15 protein-coding genes and 1 tRNA gene are annotated in these 15,552 nt (G+C 65.6%); 1 reads left to right on the plus strand and 15 read right to left on the minus strand.

Going from position 1 to position 15,552, the window contains the following annotated elements:
• Positions 1-39 precede the first annotated feature (39 nt).
• The 4 genes from Q8791_RS31340 to dcd form a co-directional block, all read right to left on the minus strand.
• The gene (locus Q8791_RS31340; RefSeq protein ID WP_330095476.1) at positions 40-972 is read right to left on the minus strand and encodes a glycine betaine ABC transporter substrate-binding protein; all 933 of its coding nucleotides are present in this window, start codon (positions 970-972) and stop codon (positions 40-42) included.
• Between the two features lie 39 nt (positions 973-1,011).
• Positions 1,012-2,247, minus strand: coding sequence for an ABC transporter permease (locus tag Q8791_RS31345; protein WP_330095477.1), 1,236 nt, complete (start codon positions 2,245-2,247; stop codon positions 1,012-1,014).
• Complete coding sequence (locus Q8791_RS31350; RefSeq protein WP_330095490.1) at positions 2,244-3,242, minus strand: quaternary amine ABC transporter ATP-binding protein; 999 nt, start codon at positions 3,240-3,242, stop codon at positions 2,244-2,246. Before Q8791_RS31350 ends, Q8791_RS31345 begins: the two co-directional genes overlap by 4 nt.
• Positions 3,243-3,673: 431 nt before the next feature.
• Positions 3,674-4,264: a dCTP deaminase gene (gene dcd / locus Q8791_RS31355; RefSeq protein WP_330095478.1), complete on the minus strand. Its 591-nt coding sequence runs from the start codon at positions 4,262-4,264 to the stop codon at positions 3,674-3,676.
• 135 nt (positions 4,265-4,399) lie between these two features.
• On the opposite strand from dcd, the gene Q8791_RS31360 reads away from it, so the two are divergent.
• Positions 4,400-4,473 (plus strand) — tRNA-Gly (locus Q8791_RS31360).
• A 102-nt stretch (positions 4,474-4,575) separates the two neighbouring features.
• On the opposite strand, the gene Q8791_RS31365 is transcribed toward Q8791_RS31360, so the two are convergent.
• The 11 genes from Q8791_RS31365 to Q8791_RS31415 all read right to left on the minus strand — a co-directional run.
• Positions 4,576-5,733 carry a tyrosine-type recombinase/integrase gene (locus Q8791_RS31365; protein WP_330095479.1) on the minus strand — a complete coding sequence of 386 codons (1,158 nt, stop codon included), beginning with the start codon at positions 5,731-5,733 and terminating at the stop codon, positions 4,576-4,578.
• Positions 5,733-5,957, minus strand: coding sequence for a helix-turn-helix domain-containing protein (locus tag Q8791_RS31370; protein ID WP_330095480.1), 225 nt, complete (start codon positions 5,955-5,957; stop codon positions 5,733-5,735). The genes Q8791_RS31365 and Q8791_RS31370 overlap by 1 nt, the downstream gene beginning before the upstream one ends.
• On the minus strand, positions 5,957-7,639 hold the full coding sequence (locus Q8791_RS31375) for a replication initiator (RefSeq protein ID WP_330095481.1): 1,683 nt from the start codon (positions 7,637-7,639) through the stop codon (positions 5,957-5,959). Before Q8791_RS31375 ends, Q8791_RS31370 begins: the two co-directional genes overlap by 1 nt.
• Before the next feature lie 538 nt (positions 7,640-8,177).
• Positions 8,178-9,605, minus strand: coding sequence for a cell division protein FtsK (locus tag Q8791_RS31380; protein WP_407942092.1), 1,428 nt, complete (start codon positions 9,603-9,605; stop codon positions 8,178-8,180).
• Entirely contained in the window at positions 9,605-9,856 is a 252-nt protein-coding gene (locus tag Q8791_RS31385) for a hypothetical protein (RefSeq protein WP_330095483.1), read from the minus strand. Before Q8791_RS31385 ends, Q8791_RS31380 begins: the two co-directional genes overlap by 1 nt.
• 97 nt (positions 9,857-9,953) lie before the next feature.
• Complete coding sequence (locus Q8791_RS31390; RefSeq protein WP_330095484.1) at positions 9,954-10,361, minus strand: plasmid replication, integration and excision activator; 408 nt, start codon at positions 10,359-10,361, stop codon at positions 9,954-9,956.
• Positions 10,362-10,481: 120 nt separating this feature from the next.
• Positions 10,482-11,300 carry a hypothetical protein gene (locus Q8791_RS31395; RefSeq protein WP_330095485.1) on the minus strand — a complete coding sequence of 273 codons (819 nt, stop codon included), beginning with the start codon at positions 11,298-11,300 and terminating at the stop codon, positions 10,482-10,484.
• An 8-nt stretch (positions 11,301-11,308) separates the two neighbouring features.
• The gene (locus Q8791_RS31400; protein ID WP_330095486.1) at positions 11,309-12,145 is read right to left on the minus strand and encodes a sigma-70 RNA polymerase sigma factor region 4 domain-containing protein; all 837 of its coding nucleotides are present in this window, start codon (positions 12,143-12,145) and stop codon (positions 11,309-11,311) included.
• Between the two features lie 122 nt (positions 12,146-12,267).
• Positions 12,268-12,645 (minus strand): ATP-binding protein, encoded by a 378-nt coding sequence (locus Q8791_RS31405; RefSeq protein WP_330095487.1) that lies wholly within the window; start codon positions 12,643-12,645, stop codon positions 12,268-12,270.
• Positions 12,646-12,744: 99 nt separating this feature from the next.
• A complete protein-coding gene (locus Q8791_RS31410; RefSeq protein ID WP_330095488.1) occupies positions 12,745-13,542 on the minus strand; it encodes a helix-turn-helix transcriptional regulator in 798 nt (265 codons plus the stop codon).
• 84 nt (positions 13,543-13,626) lie between these two features.
• Positions 13,627-15,552 (minus strand): hypothetical protein (locus Q8791_RS31415; RefSeq protein ID WP_330095489.1); only part of this gene is annotated, 1,926 nt, incomplete at its 5' end.

The following is a 15,552-nucleotide window of genomic DNA, read 5'->3' on the forward strand; positions in this document are numbered from 1 at the left end:
GGCGCCCCCCCCCCCCCCACGCCCGGTGGGGCGGGGGTCCTAGAACTCCAGGCCCTCGGCGGCCTCGCCCAGGGTGCGCTCGAGGAACTCCGGGTTCTCCGACAGCCAGGTGCGGGCGCCGTCCTGCGGGCTCTCGACGTCCTCGCCGACGGTCAGCACCTCGAGGGAGGCGAGCTCGTCGTCGGACATCTCCCAGTCACCGATCCACTCGGACAGCTCCGGGTACTCCTCGGTGAAGCCGTCACGGCCCACCGCGTGGATCTGCTCGGCGTCGCCCATGAGGCCCTCGGGGTCCTCGAGGTCCTTCAGGTCGTACTGCGCGTAGGCGGGGTGCGGACGCCACAGGGTGACGACGATGGGCTCCTCCTCGGCGATCGCCGAGTCGAGCTCGGCGAGCATGGCCGCGGTGGAGGACTCGATGAGCTCGAAGTCCCCGTCCAGCCCGTAGCCCGGCATCGCCTCTTCCTTGGTGACCCGCGTCAGGCCGGCGCCCGGGTCGATGCCGATGATCTCGCCGCCCAGCTCGTCGGCGTGGTCGGTCAGGTCCGCGATGCTGTTCACGTCCTCCATGTAGGAGGGGACGGTGATCGTCAGGACGGCGTTGTCGTACCAGACACCGAGGTCCTCCAGCTGGTCGCCGTAGTCCTCCCAGTAGTCCGAGTGCGTGATCGGCAGCCAGGTGTCGAGGAACAGGTCCACGTCGCCGTTCGCGGCGCCCTGGTACATGGGGGCGACATCGACGTCGGTGACCGTGACGTCGTAGTCCAGCTCCTGGAGGATCACCTCCCACATGGCGGTGGTGGCGATGGCCTCCTCCCAGGCGATCAACGCGATGTTGATCTCCTTGTTGTCGCCGGCCTCGCCGTCGGCGGGGCCGGTCAGGTCCTCCCCGCCGCCACCGCAGGCGGTCAGGAGGAGGGCCGCGCTCATTCCGGCGGCGGACAGCGCGGTCATGCGCTTACGGCTGTACATCGTGCGATTCCTTCGTTAGGTACTGCTGTGTGGGGCTGCTCAGGACGCCTGGGCGGACGCGCGCGCCCTGGGCCCCTTGCGGGTGATGGCGGCGGTGAGGCGGTCCAGGAAGATGGCCAGGATGACGACGGCGATACCGGCCTCGAAGCCGAGGGCGCCGTCGTTGCGGGTGATGCCCTGGTACACCTGGCTGCCCAGTCCGCCCGCGCCGACCATGCCCGCGATGACGACCATCGACAGTCCGAGCATGATGACCTGGTTGACGCCCGCCATGATGTTCGGCAGTGCGAGCGGCAGTTGGATGCCGGTGAGGATCTTGCGGCTCGGCGCTCCGAACGCCTCGCCCGCCTCCACCAGCTCGCGGTCGACCTGGCGGATGCCCAGCTCGGTCAGGCGGACACCGGGGGGCATCGCGAACACGATGGTCGCGACCACGCCCGGGACGGCGCCGATCGAGAAGAAGAAGATCGCCGGGATCAGGTAGACGAACGCGGGCAGCGTCTGCATCAGGTCCAGGACCGGCTTGGTGATCTTGCTGACCGTGTCGTTGTAGGCCGCGAGGACGCCGATCGGGATCGCGATGACGACGGCGATGGCGCTGGCCACGAGCACGAGGCCCAGGGTGTCCATGGCGTTCGTCCACTGGCCGACGGACGCGATGAGGGTGAGGGCGACCAGGGCGAACAGGCCCAGCCTCCACCCGGCGACCGAGAGGGCGAGCAGGCTCAGCAGCAGGATCATCAGCAGCGACGTCGGGTTCGTCACCACGGCGGGGAGGACGAGCCAGCCCAGCACGAGCAGGACGAGCCAGCCGCCCGCGACGATGCCGGTGCGGAACCGGGTCCCCCGGTCCAGCAGGCCCAGCACCGTGACGGCGATGAGGAACAGCAGCGAGATGCACAGGTAGGCGTCCACGTACTGCTGGTCGAAGAGCGTCATCGCCCACCCGAAGAACGGGCGCCCGAGAAGGTTCACGACGGTGTCGCCGAAGCCGAACTGCCCCTGGAGCACGTAGAGCAGCGAGACGACGCCGACGATCACGACCAGCGGCAGCCGGCGGGTCCTCAGCAGCGGGACCGCGATGATGATCGCGGCGATGAAGGCGAGCTGGCCCGCGCCCGGTTCGACGAAGAACCCGGAGAGCGCGTCGACGGCCCAGCGGATGAACGCGCCGAGCGCGTCGAAGAAGAGGCCGAAGTTGGCCTTGAACCAGGCGTTGACCGCCTCGAAGCCCTCGCCGATCGGCAGGCTCGGTGGAAACTCCACGGGTGTCACGGGGTCTCCTTCCCTGCCGCGAGAGCGGCGAGCACGGAGTTGCGTGTGACCGTGCCCAGGACGCTGCCGTCCTCGGCGACCACGCGGAGGCGGTCTGCGGTGGTCATGCTGGCGTACAGGTCGGCCACCGGAGTGTTCGCGGCGACCTGCGGCGAGGTCGCGTCGGCCGACGGGCCGTCGGCGTCCAGGACGGAGGCCGCGGTGAGCACGCGGGTGCGGTCGACGTCCTCGATGAACCGCTCGACGTAGTCGTTGGCGGGTTCGCTGAGGATCTCCTGCGCGGTGCCGATCTGGGCGACGCGGCCGTCGCGGAGCACGCAGATCCGGTCGCCGAGGCGCATGGCCTCGTTGAGGTCGTGCGTGATGAAGATGATGGTCTTGCCCAGGCTCTCCTGGAGTTCCAGGAGCTGGGTCTGCATGTCCCGCCGGATCAGCGGGTCGAGGGCGCTGAACGCCTCGTCCATGAGGATGATGTCGGTGTCCGCGGCCAGTGCCCTGGCCAGGCCCACACGCTGCTGCATGCCTCCGGAGAGCTGTTCCGGCAGCTTGTCCTCCCAGCCGCCGAGCCCCACCAGTCCGAGGGTCTCCTGGGCCTTGCGGCTGCGCTCGGCACGCGGGATCCCGCGGAGCTCAAGGCCGTAGGCGGCGTTCTCCAGGACGGTGCGGTGGGGCAACAGCGCGAAGTGCTGGAAGACCATGCTGATCTTCTCGCCCCGAAGGTTCAGGAGCCCCTTCTTGCTCAGGGCGGTGATGTTCACGCCGTCGACCTCGACCGTCCCCGCGGTGGGTTCCAGGAGACCGTTGAGCATCCGGATCAGGGTCGACTTCCCCGATCCGGACAGGCCCATGACGACGAAGATCTCGCCCGGTTCGACCTCGAAGGAGACGTCGATGACGGCTGCCGTCACGTCGAGGTCGGCGATGGTGTCACGGTGACTGCCGTCCTCGAGCCGCTCGACGGCGGCTCCGGACTGTCTACCGAACACCTTGTACAAGTGGTCTGCGCGTACTGCTGGCACGGTCTCCTCTATGGGGCTGTCCTGACCGCGAGGCGCACCAGGGCACACTCCGTCCCCATGGCCGTCCCGCGGTTCCCGCAGGTAGCTGGCTTGCGCAGGGCCCCCATGCGCCCCCTGGTCAGGGCGGTACCGCTACCTGGTTCACGTCGGGTGCAAACCCTACAGAGATACGTACGCACAGTTCAGACGGTTGGTAACCGGCAAATAACATGTTTAGACCACATAAAAACCGTCCGTCGACCTATGACACCGGATGTCGGCACCGCAAGACGCCTATATGTGATCTATGCCACTCTTCAATTTGTAGTGACCCTTGTCACATATGCGAGACAGATGCGTCATGCGACGGTATGTGTCGAACCGTAACCGTAACGTAAGCGCGAACCGGGTTCCAGAGCCGCCCCCGGTCAGGGCGCGTCGGGGCTGATCGGCGTGCGGACGAAGCCCTGGTGCGACCTGGACGGCGTCGGACCGCGCTGCCCCTGATAGCGGGAACCGTAGCCCGCGGAGCCGTACGGGAACTCCGCCGGGGACGACAGGCGGAACATGCACAGCTGGCCGATCTTCATGCCCGGGTACAGCTTGATCGGCAGGGTCGCCACGTTGGACAGCTCGAGGGTGACGTGCCCCGAGAAGCCCGGGTCGATGAACCCGGCGGTGGAGTGGGTGAGGAGGCCGAGGCGGCCCAGGGAGCTCTTCCCCTCCAGCCGGCTCGCGATGTCGTCCGGCAGGCTCACCACCTCGTAGGTGGACGCCAGCACGAACTCGCCGGGGTGGAGGATGAACGCCTCCTCCCCGTCGGTCTCGACCAGACGGGTCAGGTCGGGTTGTTCGACCGAGGGGTCGATGTGGGGGTACTTGTGGTTCTCGAACACTCTGAAGAAGCGGTCCAGACGCACGTCGACACTGGAGGGCTGGACGAGACCCGGGTCGTAGGGGTCGATCCGGACCCGCCCGGCGTCGATTTCGGACTTGATATCGCGATCGGAGAGCAGCACGGTCCGAACCTACCGCCTGGGACAACGCGGCGTAGGCGCGATCACCGGACCGCCGCTCCCGAGCCGAGTTGCCCATGGGGGGCGGAGTTGGGCTAGGATGACGAGCGTTGACAACCGGACTTCCGGTGGTCGCACGCGGATGTAGTTCAATGGCAGAACTTCAGCTTCCCAAGCTGATAGCGCGGGTTCGATTCCCGTCATCCGCTCCAGCACGAGAACGGCCAGGTAGCTCGGTGAGAACCGAACACCTGGCCGTTCCGCTTTCCCGGGTCAGGACCCCGCGCCCGTGCCACACATGTGCCACACGCCTGTCAGGGCGACTCGGCGACGACCGGCGGAGGGTCGCCCGTGTCCCGATCCCTCCTCGTGGCCCGCAGCTCCTCGGCGGCCCTCTCCCCCAACCGGTCCGCGATCTCGCGTTCGCGTTCGTCGCGCGCGTGGAGGTAGATCATCGCGGCCCGCGTGCTGGAGTGACCCATCCGCTTCATCAGCTCCCGGACGGACGCCCCCGCCTCGGCCGCGTAGGTGTTGCCCGTGTGCCTGAGGTCGTGGAGGTGGACGTCCTCCAGGCCGACGGCGTCGAGGGCGTCAGCCCAGTACTTCGAGAAGTTGCCCCGTCGAAGCTGGTTGCCCCGCACGCCGACGAACACGAACCCGTCGGGTCCCGGGGCAGCGAACTCGTCCAGATGGCGTCTCAGGTCCGGGACGATCAGCTCCGGCAGGGAGACGGTCCGGTATCCCGCCTTTGTCTTGGGCTTGCCCTTGTACAGCCCTCCCACGTCCGAGACCGTTTCCCGGACCCGCAGCGTCCGAGCGTCCAGGTCCAGGTGCCGGCGGCGCAGTCCCGCCAGTTCTCCCCATCGCAGACTGCCGAACGTCGCCAGTAGGACCAGGGACCGGTATCGCGGCTTGATAGCGTCCGCCAGTTCGAAGACCTCGGAGACCGACAGCACCGGGCGTTCCTCGGTCTCCTCCAGGCCCGCGCCGTCGATCTGGCAGGGGTTCTCGCGGATCAGCCGGTCCTTGACGGCGGTGTTCAGCACGGCCCTCATGAGGCGGTACGCCTTGGGCACCTGGGCACGGCCCTTCTTGCGCCGCAGCCGGGAGGAGCGCCAGCGGCGGATGTCAGCCTCCTTGATCTCGTTCAGGAGCACGTTGCCGAACGTCGGGACCAGGTGGAGGCGGAGCAGGTCCTCATAGGTGCGCCGGGTCTTGCGGGTGAGGTCCCGGTGTTCGATCCACTCGGCCGCGTACTCGCCGAAGGGCACGGCCCCGGCCTCGGGGTCGAACCAGTCCCCCTGGGCGATCTCCGCCTCTTTGAGCGTCAGCCAGCGCTGTGCCGCCTTCTTGGTCGCGAACGTGGTCGAAGCCGGTCGCATGCGCCCGTCAGGGCTGCGGTAGCGCACCTGGAAGCGCCCCGAGGTCAGGGGACGGATGTTGCCGAAAGCCCTCTTCTTCTCGCCCGCCATCACGCAGCCCTCCCCCGCCGCAGCCGGACCGGTTCAACGGTCCCAGCGGTGATGAACTCATCCAGCGCCGATTCCGGGATGCGTACGTGGCGACCGATCTTGACGAAGGTGATGCGCCGTTCCTCGATCAGGCGACGCGGGTAGCGGACGGAGGTGTTGAGGAGTTCGGCCGCCTGGTCCACGGTGAGCAGACGGCCGGTCGGAGGGGTGTGCTTGCTGGCCATCAGGAAGCCCTTTTCATTGCCGAGGGGGTGAGGGTTAGCGCGGCGTCGAGTTGGGCCCGACGTCTCAGGGCTTCACCGACCGCGCGGAGCAGGCGCCGTTCCCGGGGGGCCACGTCGGGGTCGGTGGGTCTGGCCAACTCCCACTCGAAGGAGCCGGAGGCGAACGACAGGGCTGGAGGAGTGGGGTTGTCCTTGTCGCCCTGGTCCTCGTTGGCGGGGTCGATGCCCAGGGCGTTGAGGACCCAGGTGAGGCGGTCGGCTTTGTGGTCGGCCAGGGTCTTGCCAGACCATTTCCGGGAGACCAGGACGCGGCGGCCCGCGTAGCCCAGGTGTTCGCGGCGGTGGGCTTTGGAGCGGCAGAACCCGGGCCGCAGACCGGCTTTGGGGTCTTGGGGTTGGATGCCGTAGCGCAGCCAGTTGGAACACCGGGGAGAACAGGGCTCGAACCGCAGGGTTTCCATGAGCCGGTCCACGTGCTGTTCCTGCCGGACGGTCTCGGCCGCGTGGCAGTCCGCGATGTCCTTGGTCAGGTACTTGGCGAGGTAGCGCACGCACCGGGCGGCGTCCTCGGTCCCGGCCACGACCCCCTTGGCGTCCACCTGCTTCCCGAACCGCACCACATGGAAGGGCTCAGGGTCGGGCTCGGCATCAATCTCGTCCAACGCCTCATCCCAGGTGGGCAGGACTTCCCCCGTGGCGGGGTCGAGATAGGTTCCCGCGTCCGTGTCCCAGAGCGGCAGGTGGTCACCCTGGAAGCGGACCGTGTCGGCGGCCGGCCACCACACCTGGTGGTAGGTCGCGGCGGCGATCTGGCGCAGTTCGGCCCGGGGCAGGGTTCCGCGTGTGGCCATATGCAGGTGCGGGGCGAGGCGTCGTTGGGGTTCGACGGCGGCGAAGTACTGGACGTCGAACCCGGCGACCCGGCGCAGGTTCTGCACGAACCGGTCCACGAGCTTGGAGAAGTGCAGGGTGTCCCGGGCAGCCCGCCGGTAGTCGTAGGTCGAGAAGTCGACCGGGGTTCCGTCCGAGTGCACCCGCCCGTAGGAGTCGAGCGTGAGCGTGAGGAACAGGGAGGGCCGGAACACCTTCCCGGAATCAGGATCGGTGAAGGCCCGCCCGACCGTCTTCCTCGTCATGGGCCGCTTGGGCAGATCCGGGGCGTCCTGACGCCTTTTGGTCGAGCGCACCCGGCGCGGCCCTGAGGAGGCCGGGGCGTCTGCGGAGCGGGTGACCGAGCCCCGCAGTCCGGATGCGGTGATGTCCTCGTCCAGGCCCGCGATGGCCGCATCCAGGGCCGCCAGGTCCTCAGCCGAAGCCGCTCCCGTGGAGGCGAGCCGATCCCGTTCGGCGGTGACCACGGCCCGCTGTTCCACCCAGGCCCGTTGCTGGTCGGTCGGAGGGTCGGGTTCCACGACGGGTTCGGCGGTCAGGTGCCAGCCCTCTTCGCACTGAGACCGGCGCAGCGACCTCTTACGCCGAGCACAGGCAGGGCACCGGGATTCCAGCGTGGACCCGCACGGAACGTCGATCACCTCGGTGGCACCGGTGGCGATGTTCGTGCGTCGAAGGGAAACCGGGCGGATGCACACGCCGTGGTCGGCGGCGACCTGTTCGGCCACCTCACGGGCCAGGGGTTGCGCGAGCCGTTCGGCCCGGGTGGACTTACCGGTAGGCGTCGGCATCAGCCCACCCCCACAACCACAGAGCAGGAGCGCATCAGATGGCGCGACCTTCGAGGGAGGAACCGATCCTGGCGAGCGCGGTCCTGTGCGCGATCGGCCTGTTGATCTCGGGTTCTGACATCTTCATGAGTCAGCTCGACGATGAGAATGCGAATTTCGCTTCCTGGCCGGGACTCACGATGTGCACCGTCGCGCTCGCAGGCCTCATCATCCAGCGCCGTCGGCGGGGCCTGGTGACGCGCGACCATCAGGCTGCCCCTCACACTGAGGAAGATTCCGCCCCGTAGCCTGCTGCCGGCACAACTGAACACACCCCCAGAGCGGGAGACCCCCACCCCATGCAGCCGCAGCCACCACGCCCATGGTCTCTTCTCGCCCCTATCGGCACGATCGTGTACGGAGCCACGTACATCGTGATCGACCCCGATATGGGCCCCTTCCTGGTCTTCCTCGCGTGGGATGTGCTCATCACCGGGCTGATCTGGCTGACCTTGTGCATCCTCGTATATCGCAAGCAGAGACGCCTGTATCGCAACCATCAGGGCACCTCATCCACCGACGAGGAACCCGCCCCGTAGGCGTTGACCATGGCGGTGATGTCCCCGTCAGAGACGTAGGCGGCCCGGACCCGTACTGGGGCGGGTGAGGTCTCCATGCGGACGTAGGCGACACCGGGCAGGGTCGGGTCGATCAGGTGCGCGTTGCCACCACGGTCCCGAGCCCCCTCTCCGAGGATCATGTCCACCTGCAATGCCTCGTCCAAGCGCAGGGCGACCTTGTCGGGGAACAGGTTGCGCAGGTTCATCACCTCCTTGCGCGGGTCCTGCAACGCGGCCAGGACCGAGAACCCCACCGAACGTCCCTGTGAGGTCAGGGTGGCGATGGCGTTCTCAGCGCGGCGGCGCACGTCCCGGTCCGGGTGGTAGGCGGTCAGGAACGCGACTTCGTCAATCACCACCAGGACGAAGGGGTCCTTCCTGCTGGGCACGTGGGAACGCTGCTTGCCCGCGTAGCGGCGGGCCCGGTTCTGCATGTCGGCCACGGCCAGTTCGAGCACCGCCACCGCGGATTCGCCGTCATCGGCGTACTGGGCGAACAGGTCCCTCCCGTAGGACAGCTCCATGCGCTTGGGGTCCAGCGCCCACACCTGCGCGGTCCGATCGGCCAGGGCGGGAAGCATCGCACGGATGGCCGACCAGAGCACCGACCCCTTCCCGGCACCGGTCACCCCGGCCGCGAGCACGTGGGTGCCGTGCAGGCGCAGCAACCAGGGCGAGCCGTCCTCACGCTGGCCGATGGGCAACGCGGTCAGGTCCACGGTGTCAGGGACGTTGAGGGCTTCCAGGGGTTCGGCCAGCGTGTCGTGTCGGGGGAACTCCAGGGTGATCCGGCGGGGGCCGTCCACCACTACCCGGCAGGACGGGGCCTGGAAGCCGTGGGCGAGTTCGGCCACCCGGGTCTCGAAGTCGGCCGGGGAGGTGCCGGCGACCAGGGTGACGCGGACGTAGTCGGCCCACTCCGAGCAGGTCACGCGGCGGATGCGGGGAAGGTAGCGGCGTTCCTGGTAGGACTCGGCTAGCCCGGAGATGACCAGGACGGGTTGCCAGTGGCGCCGGTAGACGAAGACGTGCCGCCACCAGGCCAGGAGACGGAGCGTGACCCAGGTGCGGTAGGTGTCGGGCCAGGCGCGCCACCACACCAGGGAGACCGCAGAGGCCAGGCCCCACAGGGTGGCGAGGCCGGGCCAGTCCATCCACCACCAGGCCCCGGCCGAGGCAGACAGGCAGGCGACCATGACGGGGAACCGGAACGGCAGGGTGACCAGGAACCGGACCAGCCGCCAGATCCAGGAGCCCAGGACGACGATCCCGGGGGTTTCCACGATCGGGGTCGTCCACCGCACCCCGTGGGCGGGAGTGGGCAGGGTCGGAGATGACTGGGCAGAACCCACCTTGGACTCGGGCATCACCGACCACCCCGATTCTCGTCCTCGATCTGGGCCAGGAGCCGGTCACGGTCGGAACGGGCCCGGGCGGCGAACGTGGCCGCGTCGGGGTTGCCGTCCCGGTAGGCGATGGTCGCGAACACGCGCGCCTTGAAGTCGAAGAACTCCGCACGCTCAGCGGCGGTGGTGGGCGGCCGGTCGACCGCGTCCAGGAACAGCCGCACCAGAGCCGGGCCGGTCAGACCGGACAGGTCACGGGGGTAATCGGACATACTGAAGACACCTCTTCACGAAGCTTTCGCAGGGTTCGGGTGGGGGTTCAGGGGCGGCCGAGGTGTTCCAGCACCAGGCCGCCCCGCTTACATCAGGTCAGGCTGCTTCCTTGGCCGGAGCAGCACGGCGACCACCAGCAGCGCCGGGGGCCTTCACACCGCGCGCCCGCAGGGAGTACGCCACCCGGGGGCGGCGACCGTTGTCGTCGACGTAGGGCATGACCGCCATGGACTCGAACTCGATCGGGCGGAACGGCAGCCCGGGAACCTCGTCCGGCAACGTGGGGCACACCTCGGCGGCGACCTTGACCTTCACCGACTTGGCCTTGCCCCGCGCCTCGGGATCGGCGTCGATCACGTCCACCGCCCACAGCGGCAGGCCCGAGTCCTTGTCCATCTGCGGACGCTTGGTCTCGAAGTCCGTGATCGCCTCCACCCCGAGGGCGAACGCCCCGTGCGGGAACACGGCCCCGAACGCCACCGGCAACGCACCCTGAATAGCCATCGATCAGCTTCCAATCTGTCGACCCCCCTAGACAGTGGGGGGCGCATTCACCCGAAGACTGCTGTCTAGGGGTCTATGCAGAAGGTAGCAAGATGATCGACGGATTGTCTAGGGGGCTAATCAGACAGGGGTCCAAGTGACGACGGTGGCGTCGTCATGGAGCTTGCCGCGCGTGTACTGCCGCTGGTCAGCGTCACCCTGTTCCAGTGCGCGCACGTAGTCGATGAGCGCGGCGGGGCCGTCCTTGACGGCGAGGTTGTAGCAGTTGGACCAGGTCTGAGCGTCGAAGACCTCCACCCCGCGCGTGGCGCCGTCCGTTATCGCGGCGAATCCGGCCAACTGGTCCAGGGGCAGGGAGCCGGTCAGGGCTTCGGTGGCCGCGCGAGGGTCGGCGCCGGCAGTCCAGAACCCGCCCGGTACGTTGCGGTAGGCCCGAATGGCGTGAGCCCGTTCGTGGAGTTCATCCTGGCGTTCGGGGGTGCCCTCGGTGGTGGTGAAGGGGGCGGCGGCGAGCTTCCACTTCAAGTCATCGAGGCGGGTGTCGGTGATGTCGTTGATCGTGCCGTCGGTGGCCTCGGCCAGGAGCACCGAATCCGACAACACCAGGTGGTCCAAACGGTCACCGGCGAAGCGGACCAGGACGACAGTGGCCGAGGGCGTCTCCTGATTGGCCAGATCGCAACCGTCCCCATGGAGCGATGACACGGTGGTGATCGCCTCGGCGAGCACGTCTTTGAGGGGTTGGTCGCCCGCGAGTCCGGCCAGCAGGAGACCGCCGAGGCGGCGGGTGAACCAGGCGACCCCGTGCGTACAGCCGATGTCGATGCCGTCTGGGGCGCTTGCTCCGTCCAACAGCACTACCCCGTTGGAGGTGACGGCCGCGAAGTCCTCATTGTCGCGGTCGGGGTTCCCGGGGTCGGTGGCCAGATGGAAGGGCATGGCGTGGTTCAGTCCTGTCCGTGGCGGTAGACGGGCGTGATCAGTTCCGTGCTCTGGGGTTCGTTGGTGGCCGGATCGTAGACCGTGCGCACCAGCGCGGAGAAGCGTTCGTTGCGCACCTGCCCCCACAGCGAGGAGATCTCGCGGTTGAGTAGGTGAGCCACTCCGCGTGAGCCCTGCGGGTGGATGCCCGCGATAGCGAGGAAGCTCCCCTGCCCGTCCGGGCGGGCCAGGCGGCCCACATAGGCGATGTCCACGGGCTCTTGGGGGTCCGCCTCCTGTCCGGAGCGGTAGCTGTGGCCGGTGCTGGTGTCGGTGAGCTGCCAGGCGTCGGTGCGCTCCCACCTCAGTACGGGGTCGGTCGCGTAGGCGTCGCGCATGGCCTCGGACATGGCCGGTCCGCAGACCACCACGAGGTTGGGCCGGTTCAGGTCGATGGTGCCGTCAACGCTGACGTGGTCGGAGGCGGCTTGCATGTCGAAGGAGCGAACCAGGTCCTCCAGGGCTTGGCCGGTGGCCATGTCGTCCAGGGACAGGACCGGGCGCCCCTTGAGGGGGTCATGCCGCAGCGGGGTCGCCACAGTGACCGTGCCCACGCCCAGGAAGGCGGCTTCGGGGGCGGGGCCGGTGTGGCGGATCTGATGGATGCGTCCGCGGCTCAGGCCGGCTTTCTCGGCGATCTGCGCATAGGACATGCCCTGGGAGTGCAGGTCCTGGATCAGCCGACGGCGCAGGCGCGACAGCTCGGTCACCTCTTGCTGTGCTTCGGCCAGCCGTTCTGTGGCGGCCCGCAGCAGCTCGAAAGGATCTTCGATCTCCGCAATGCGTTCAAACTGGCCCGGCATGGATGCCCCCTCGGTCACACGAACCGAGTCTAGGACCCTAGACAGAGCTGGTGAAATCTCCGCCCCGGTTTCGGCGTCCACCGCCCGCAGCCGAGCACGACGCCGGGGCATGCGCGGACCGCTCACAGTTTGTTGAAGGAGGCCAAGTCAGCCCATACACAGGTGCCGATGGGCTCCTCGGTCACACCCCATTCCTTGGACAGGCTCGCCACGAGCAGCAGGCCCCGCCCGTGCTCGGCCATCGGGTCAGGGCTGTCAGGGGTGCCGTCCCACTTCTCGTCGTTGCCGTAGTCGGCCACCGATATTCGGACGCGGTCGCCGTGGTCGCGAACGCGGACGACGAAGAGGGCGTTGGGGGCGGCACTTCGGGAGTGGCGCAGGGCGTTTGTGGCCAGTTCGCTGGCGACGAGTTCGGCGTCATCGACGGTGGGGTGCCCGTCGAGCAGGGCGCGCACGAAGGCCCGGACACGGGCCACTTCGTCGACATGGCTAGGGAACATTCGGGCCCAGATACGCACGCACACCACCACCGTCTAGAGGGCTATACACCTGGCTTCAGACGGCACAGTACGGCAACTCGGCTCATCTATTCAACGTATTCACTGAATAATCTGTTGGATGTCGGAGGCCACCCGCTCTACCACCCGACGGAAGTCCTCCCCGGTCACAGCCACGGCCTCCAGGGCATCGAACGCCTCCCGGTAGGCGGTCACGTGCTTCAGTCCGGTCAGGGTCATCTCAGCGGTGAAGGTCTCGACTAGGACCCCGGCCTCATCGCAGACGGTGAACCCGTGTGGAGGCATGACAGGAAGACCCACACCCCACGGGATCACTCCGAGGGACACGTTCGGGAGCTGGGCAACCGCCAGGAGGTGTTCGAGCTGGGCAGGCATGAACTCACCCGACCCAGGCCAGGTCCGCAACGACGACTCGGTCACCACGAGCCGGAAGGTCTTGCCCTCATCAGCCAGAGCTTTGCCCAGGTCCGCAGACGAGCCCAAGTCACCGGCGTCAACGCTCACGTACTCGGGGATCCGGAGCAGCGCCGGAACCATCGCGTCTTGGAATCCGCACACCACCGACGCCGAGGTGAGGAGCTTTCGTCCAGCACCAGGGACGAGTGAGACTCCGGCGTCCACCCGCTTGTCTTCCGCTGCGAGGGCGTAGGCGCCCCGAGCCATCAGGGTCAACCGTCCTGCTTCCTCCTGCGAGAACGGCAGAGCTGCAATCAGCCGTTCAACCGCCTCCACGCCGGACACTCGCTGCCCGTTCTCCACCCGCGAAACGGTCGGCTGCGTGACACCCGCACGCGAAGCGAGCACAGCACCTGAACAGCGATCATTCTTACGTGCGATCCGCAACACGTCACCTAGGTCCTTCAACACTCGGTCAGCCATGAAGAAGGTCTACCGTAACCGAGACACGGTTCGCACCAGCAAGAACGAAGGATCGTAAATATCCGACCCCTGAGAAGAAATTCACTATGAGCTTTTAACCTTAATTCCATGAACCAGGTTATACCATTTCTCCAGGGAAGATTGAGCCCGACTATAGTCAATTCCTGCTTCTCGGAGTGCGGAATCAAAAACCGTCACTAGGTCGGGACAATGTTTACTAAGATAATTCATAACCTCGCTGGACAAAATCATTGCCGAAGTATCAAGAGAAAATCCACGCGCGGTCTTTAGTGGCTCAGGAGTAGACAGCGAAGGCTGCATCGAAGATAGAACCTCCCGCGCCTTCATCCACTGAGCCCCCTCCCTTGAATGCGCCATCTCACCTAGCGCAGAGTTGAAGGATGATATCCTCTTGAGGCCAGACTTGTCTATCCAATCTTTCGGCGTGGTTTTCTTATTTGCTTCAAGAGAAGCTGCTTTTTCTGGCTTTTGATTCCACGTGCGAATTCGAGCCGATTGTTCTGTGACTATTCGAAGCATTCCCATGGCTCTGTCGTCATCGTCCAGCCAAAGCCAATAGGCAGACCGGAGCGAACTAGCAGCAGCCGCTGCAGCGTTCCGCACTTCTTCAATTTCAGCCCAGTGTGAAACAAGAGACGAAAACTCACTCGCAATAATAATCCTGAATTGCTTGTCGGCCAGAGATCCAGGATTAAATTCTTTGCCAAAAAGTTTTCTTTCTTCTTCAAATCCAGCCCGAGCCCAGAGCATAGCTCGGAATCTTCTCTCAGTGAAAAAGATATCGACCATTTCGTCATCACGAAACAGTCGCCCGTAAGGACGATTTCCCTGGGATATCGACTGCAGAAGCTCGCTGGAGTGCCCGTAAGAGGCTAATACTTGAGGATCTTGGGAGGTCTCATAAGTAAGCGGCCAAAGAGCAGCAACAGGGAAACCATTTTTTCCAGCAGGAAGCTTTTCTTTAAACTCCATCATCTTTCGAGATTCGTGAGAATCAATCATCAATTCACGTACTCTCGCCCGAATCCTTGAGAGAACAAGTGAGACTCCTGCTGCCAGTAGTCTAGTCAGTTTGATCGACCGAGAAGGGGCGCTGCCAGTGAGTGTCGAGCTCATCTCCCAGTAGGTAAGTTCCACATACTCTCCACGAGCATGCAAAAATTCTGACAGTTCAGAATAAATCGATCCCGCAGAGTGCTCGCCTTCGCCTTCGAGATCCCCTGAAAAACTCACCCTCCTATCGCCCAGGGTGTCTTCATTTTCGTAATCCGAACCCTTGGGGAGGCCGATCGTCGGCTCGGTTGGAGACGCATCAGACGATTCCGGAAAAGCACCGTCATGCCAAACGGTGTCCATGAAACGAATGTTTGCGGTTCCCCTTTCTCTCTCGATTCCTCTAGCTGAAGCTAGATCTTTGGTCCAGCGCTCCAGCTGAGTCCGAAGTATCAGTGCTGCGGCCAAAAACTGTCCACTTGCCAAATGTCTCAGTACGGCGTAACAGCTATCGACTGCCCAGAGAAGGTGCTCCTCCCAGGTGCCAAGGTAGTTCGCGGGCATCTGAGTTGGATTTCTGCTGATTTTCATCAGTGCTCCATCAATTAGCACCGCCGCCAGAAGTTCCGATCGAATTGGACTTGTGATTTCACTGGGAAATCCTTTCAGTCTATTTATTCGAGCATTGTGTCGTGCAATCAATGCTTCACAGACCCTCCTTGGCCCCCGCTCATGCGCCTCGATATAATCCACTTTTTCCATTCCAATGAGCCCGCCTCTCATTTCTGCTTTTTGGGCATTTCGCCAGCCAAATTTATCGAAACCATCAAGCTCTTCTCTTTTCATCTTTCGAAATTCTCTAGATCTTTTGCCTTTTCCCATTTTGATAACCTCTTTTTCTTCTGCCGAGTTGAGCTGTATGGGATCAAGGCGACGTCGCGAGCGCCGTCGCTGCGACCGGTGGTCGCGCTCGGGCTGCGGGCTGACGCCCGGTCC

The organism is Nocardiopsis codii (assembly GCF_036327455.1).
Taxonomy (GTDB): Bacteria; Actinomycetota; Actinomycetes; order Streptosporangiales; family Streptosporangiaceae; genus Nocardiopsis; species Nocardiopsis codii.

Excerpts from the sequence above, each read along its gene's own strand:
- Q8791_RS31340 (WP_330095476.1), bottom strand. The coding sequence starts at position 972 with ATGTACAGCCGTAAGCGCATGACCGCGCTGTCCGCCGCCGGAATGAGC.
- Q8791_RS31365 (WP_330095479.1), bottom strand. The coding sequence starts at position 5,733 with ATGGCGGGCGAGAAGAAGAGGGCTTTCGGCAACATCCGTCCCCTGACC.
- Q8791_RS31370 (WP_330095480.1), bottom strand. The coding sequence starts at position 5,957 with ATGGCCAGCAAGCACACCCCTCCGACCGGCCGTCTGCTCACCGTGGAC.
- Q8791_RS31375 (WP_330095481.1), bottom strand. The coding sequence starts at position 7,639 with ATGCCGACGCCTACCGGTAAGTCCACCCGGGCCGAACGGCTCGCGCAA.
- Q8791_RS31380 (WP_407942092.1), bottom strand. The coding sequence starts at position 9,605 with ATGCCCGAGTCCAAGGTGGGTTCTGCCCAGTCATCTCCGACCCTGCCC.
- Q8791_RS31385 (WP_330095483.1), bottom strand. The coding sequence starts at position 9,856 with ATGTCCGATTACCCCCGTGACCTGTCCGGTCTGACCGGCCCGGCTCTG.
- Q8791_RS31390 (WP_330095484.1), bottom strand. The coding sequence starts at position 10,361 with ATGGCTATTCAGGGTGCGTTGCCGGTGGCGTTCGGGGCCGTGTTCCCG.
- Q8791_RS31395 (WP_330095485.1), bottom strand. The coding sequence starts at position 11,300 with ATGCCCTTCCATCTGGCCACCGACCCCGGGAACCCCGACCGCGACAAT.
- Q8791_RS31400 (WP_330095486.1), bottom strand. The coding sequence starts at position 12,145 with ATGCCGGGCCAGTTTGAACGCATTGCGGAGATCGAAGATCCTTTCGAG.
- Q8791_RS31405 (WP_330095487.1), bottom strand. The coding sequence starts at position 12,645 with ATGTTCCCTAGCCATGTCGACGAAGTGGCCCGTGTCCGGGCCTTCGTG.
- Q8791_RS31410 (WP_330095488.1), bottom strand. The coding sequence starts at position 13,542 with ATGGCTGACCGAGTGTTGAAGGACCTAGGTGACGTGTTGCGGATCGCA.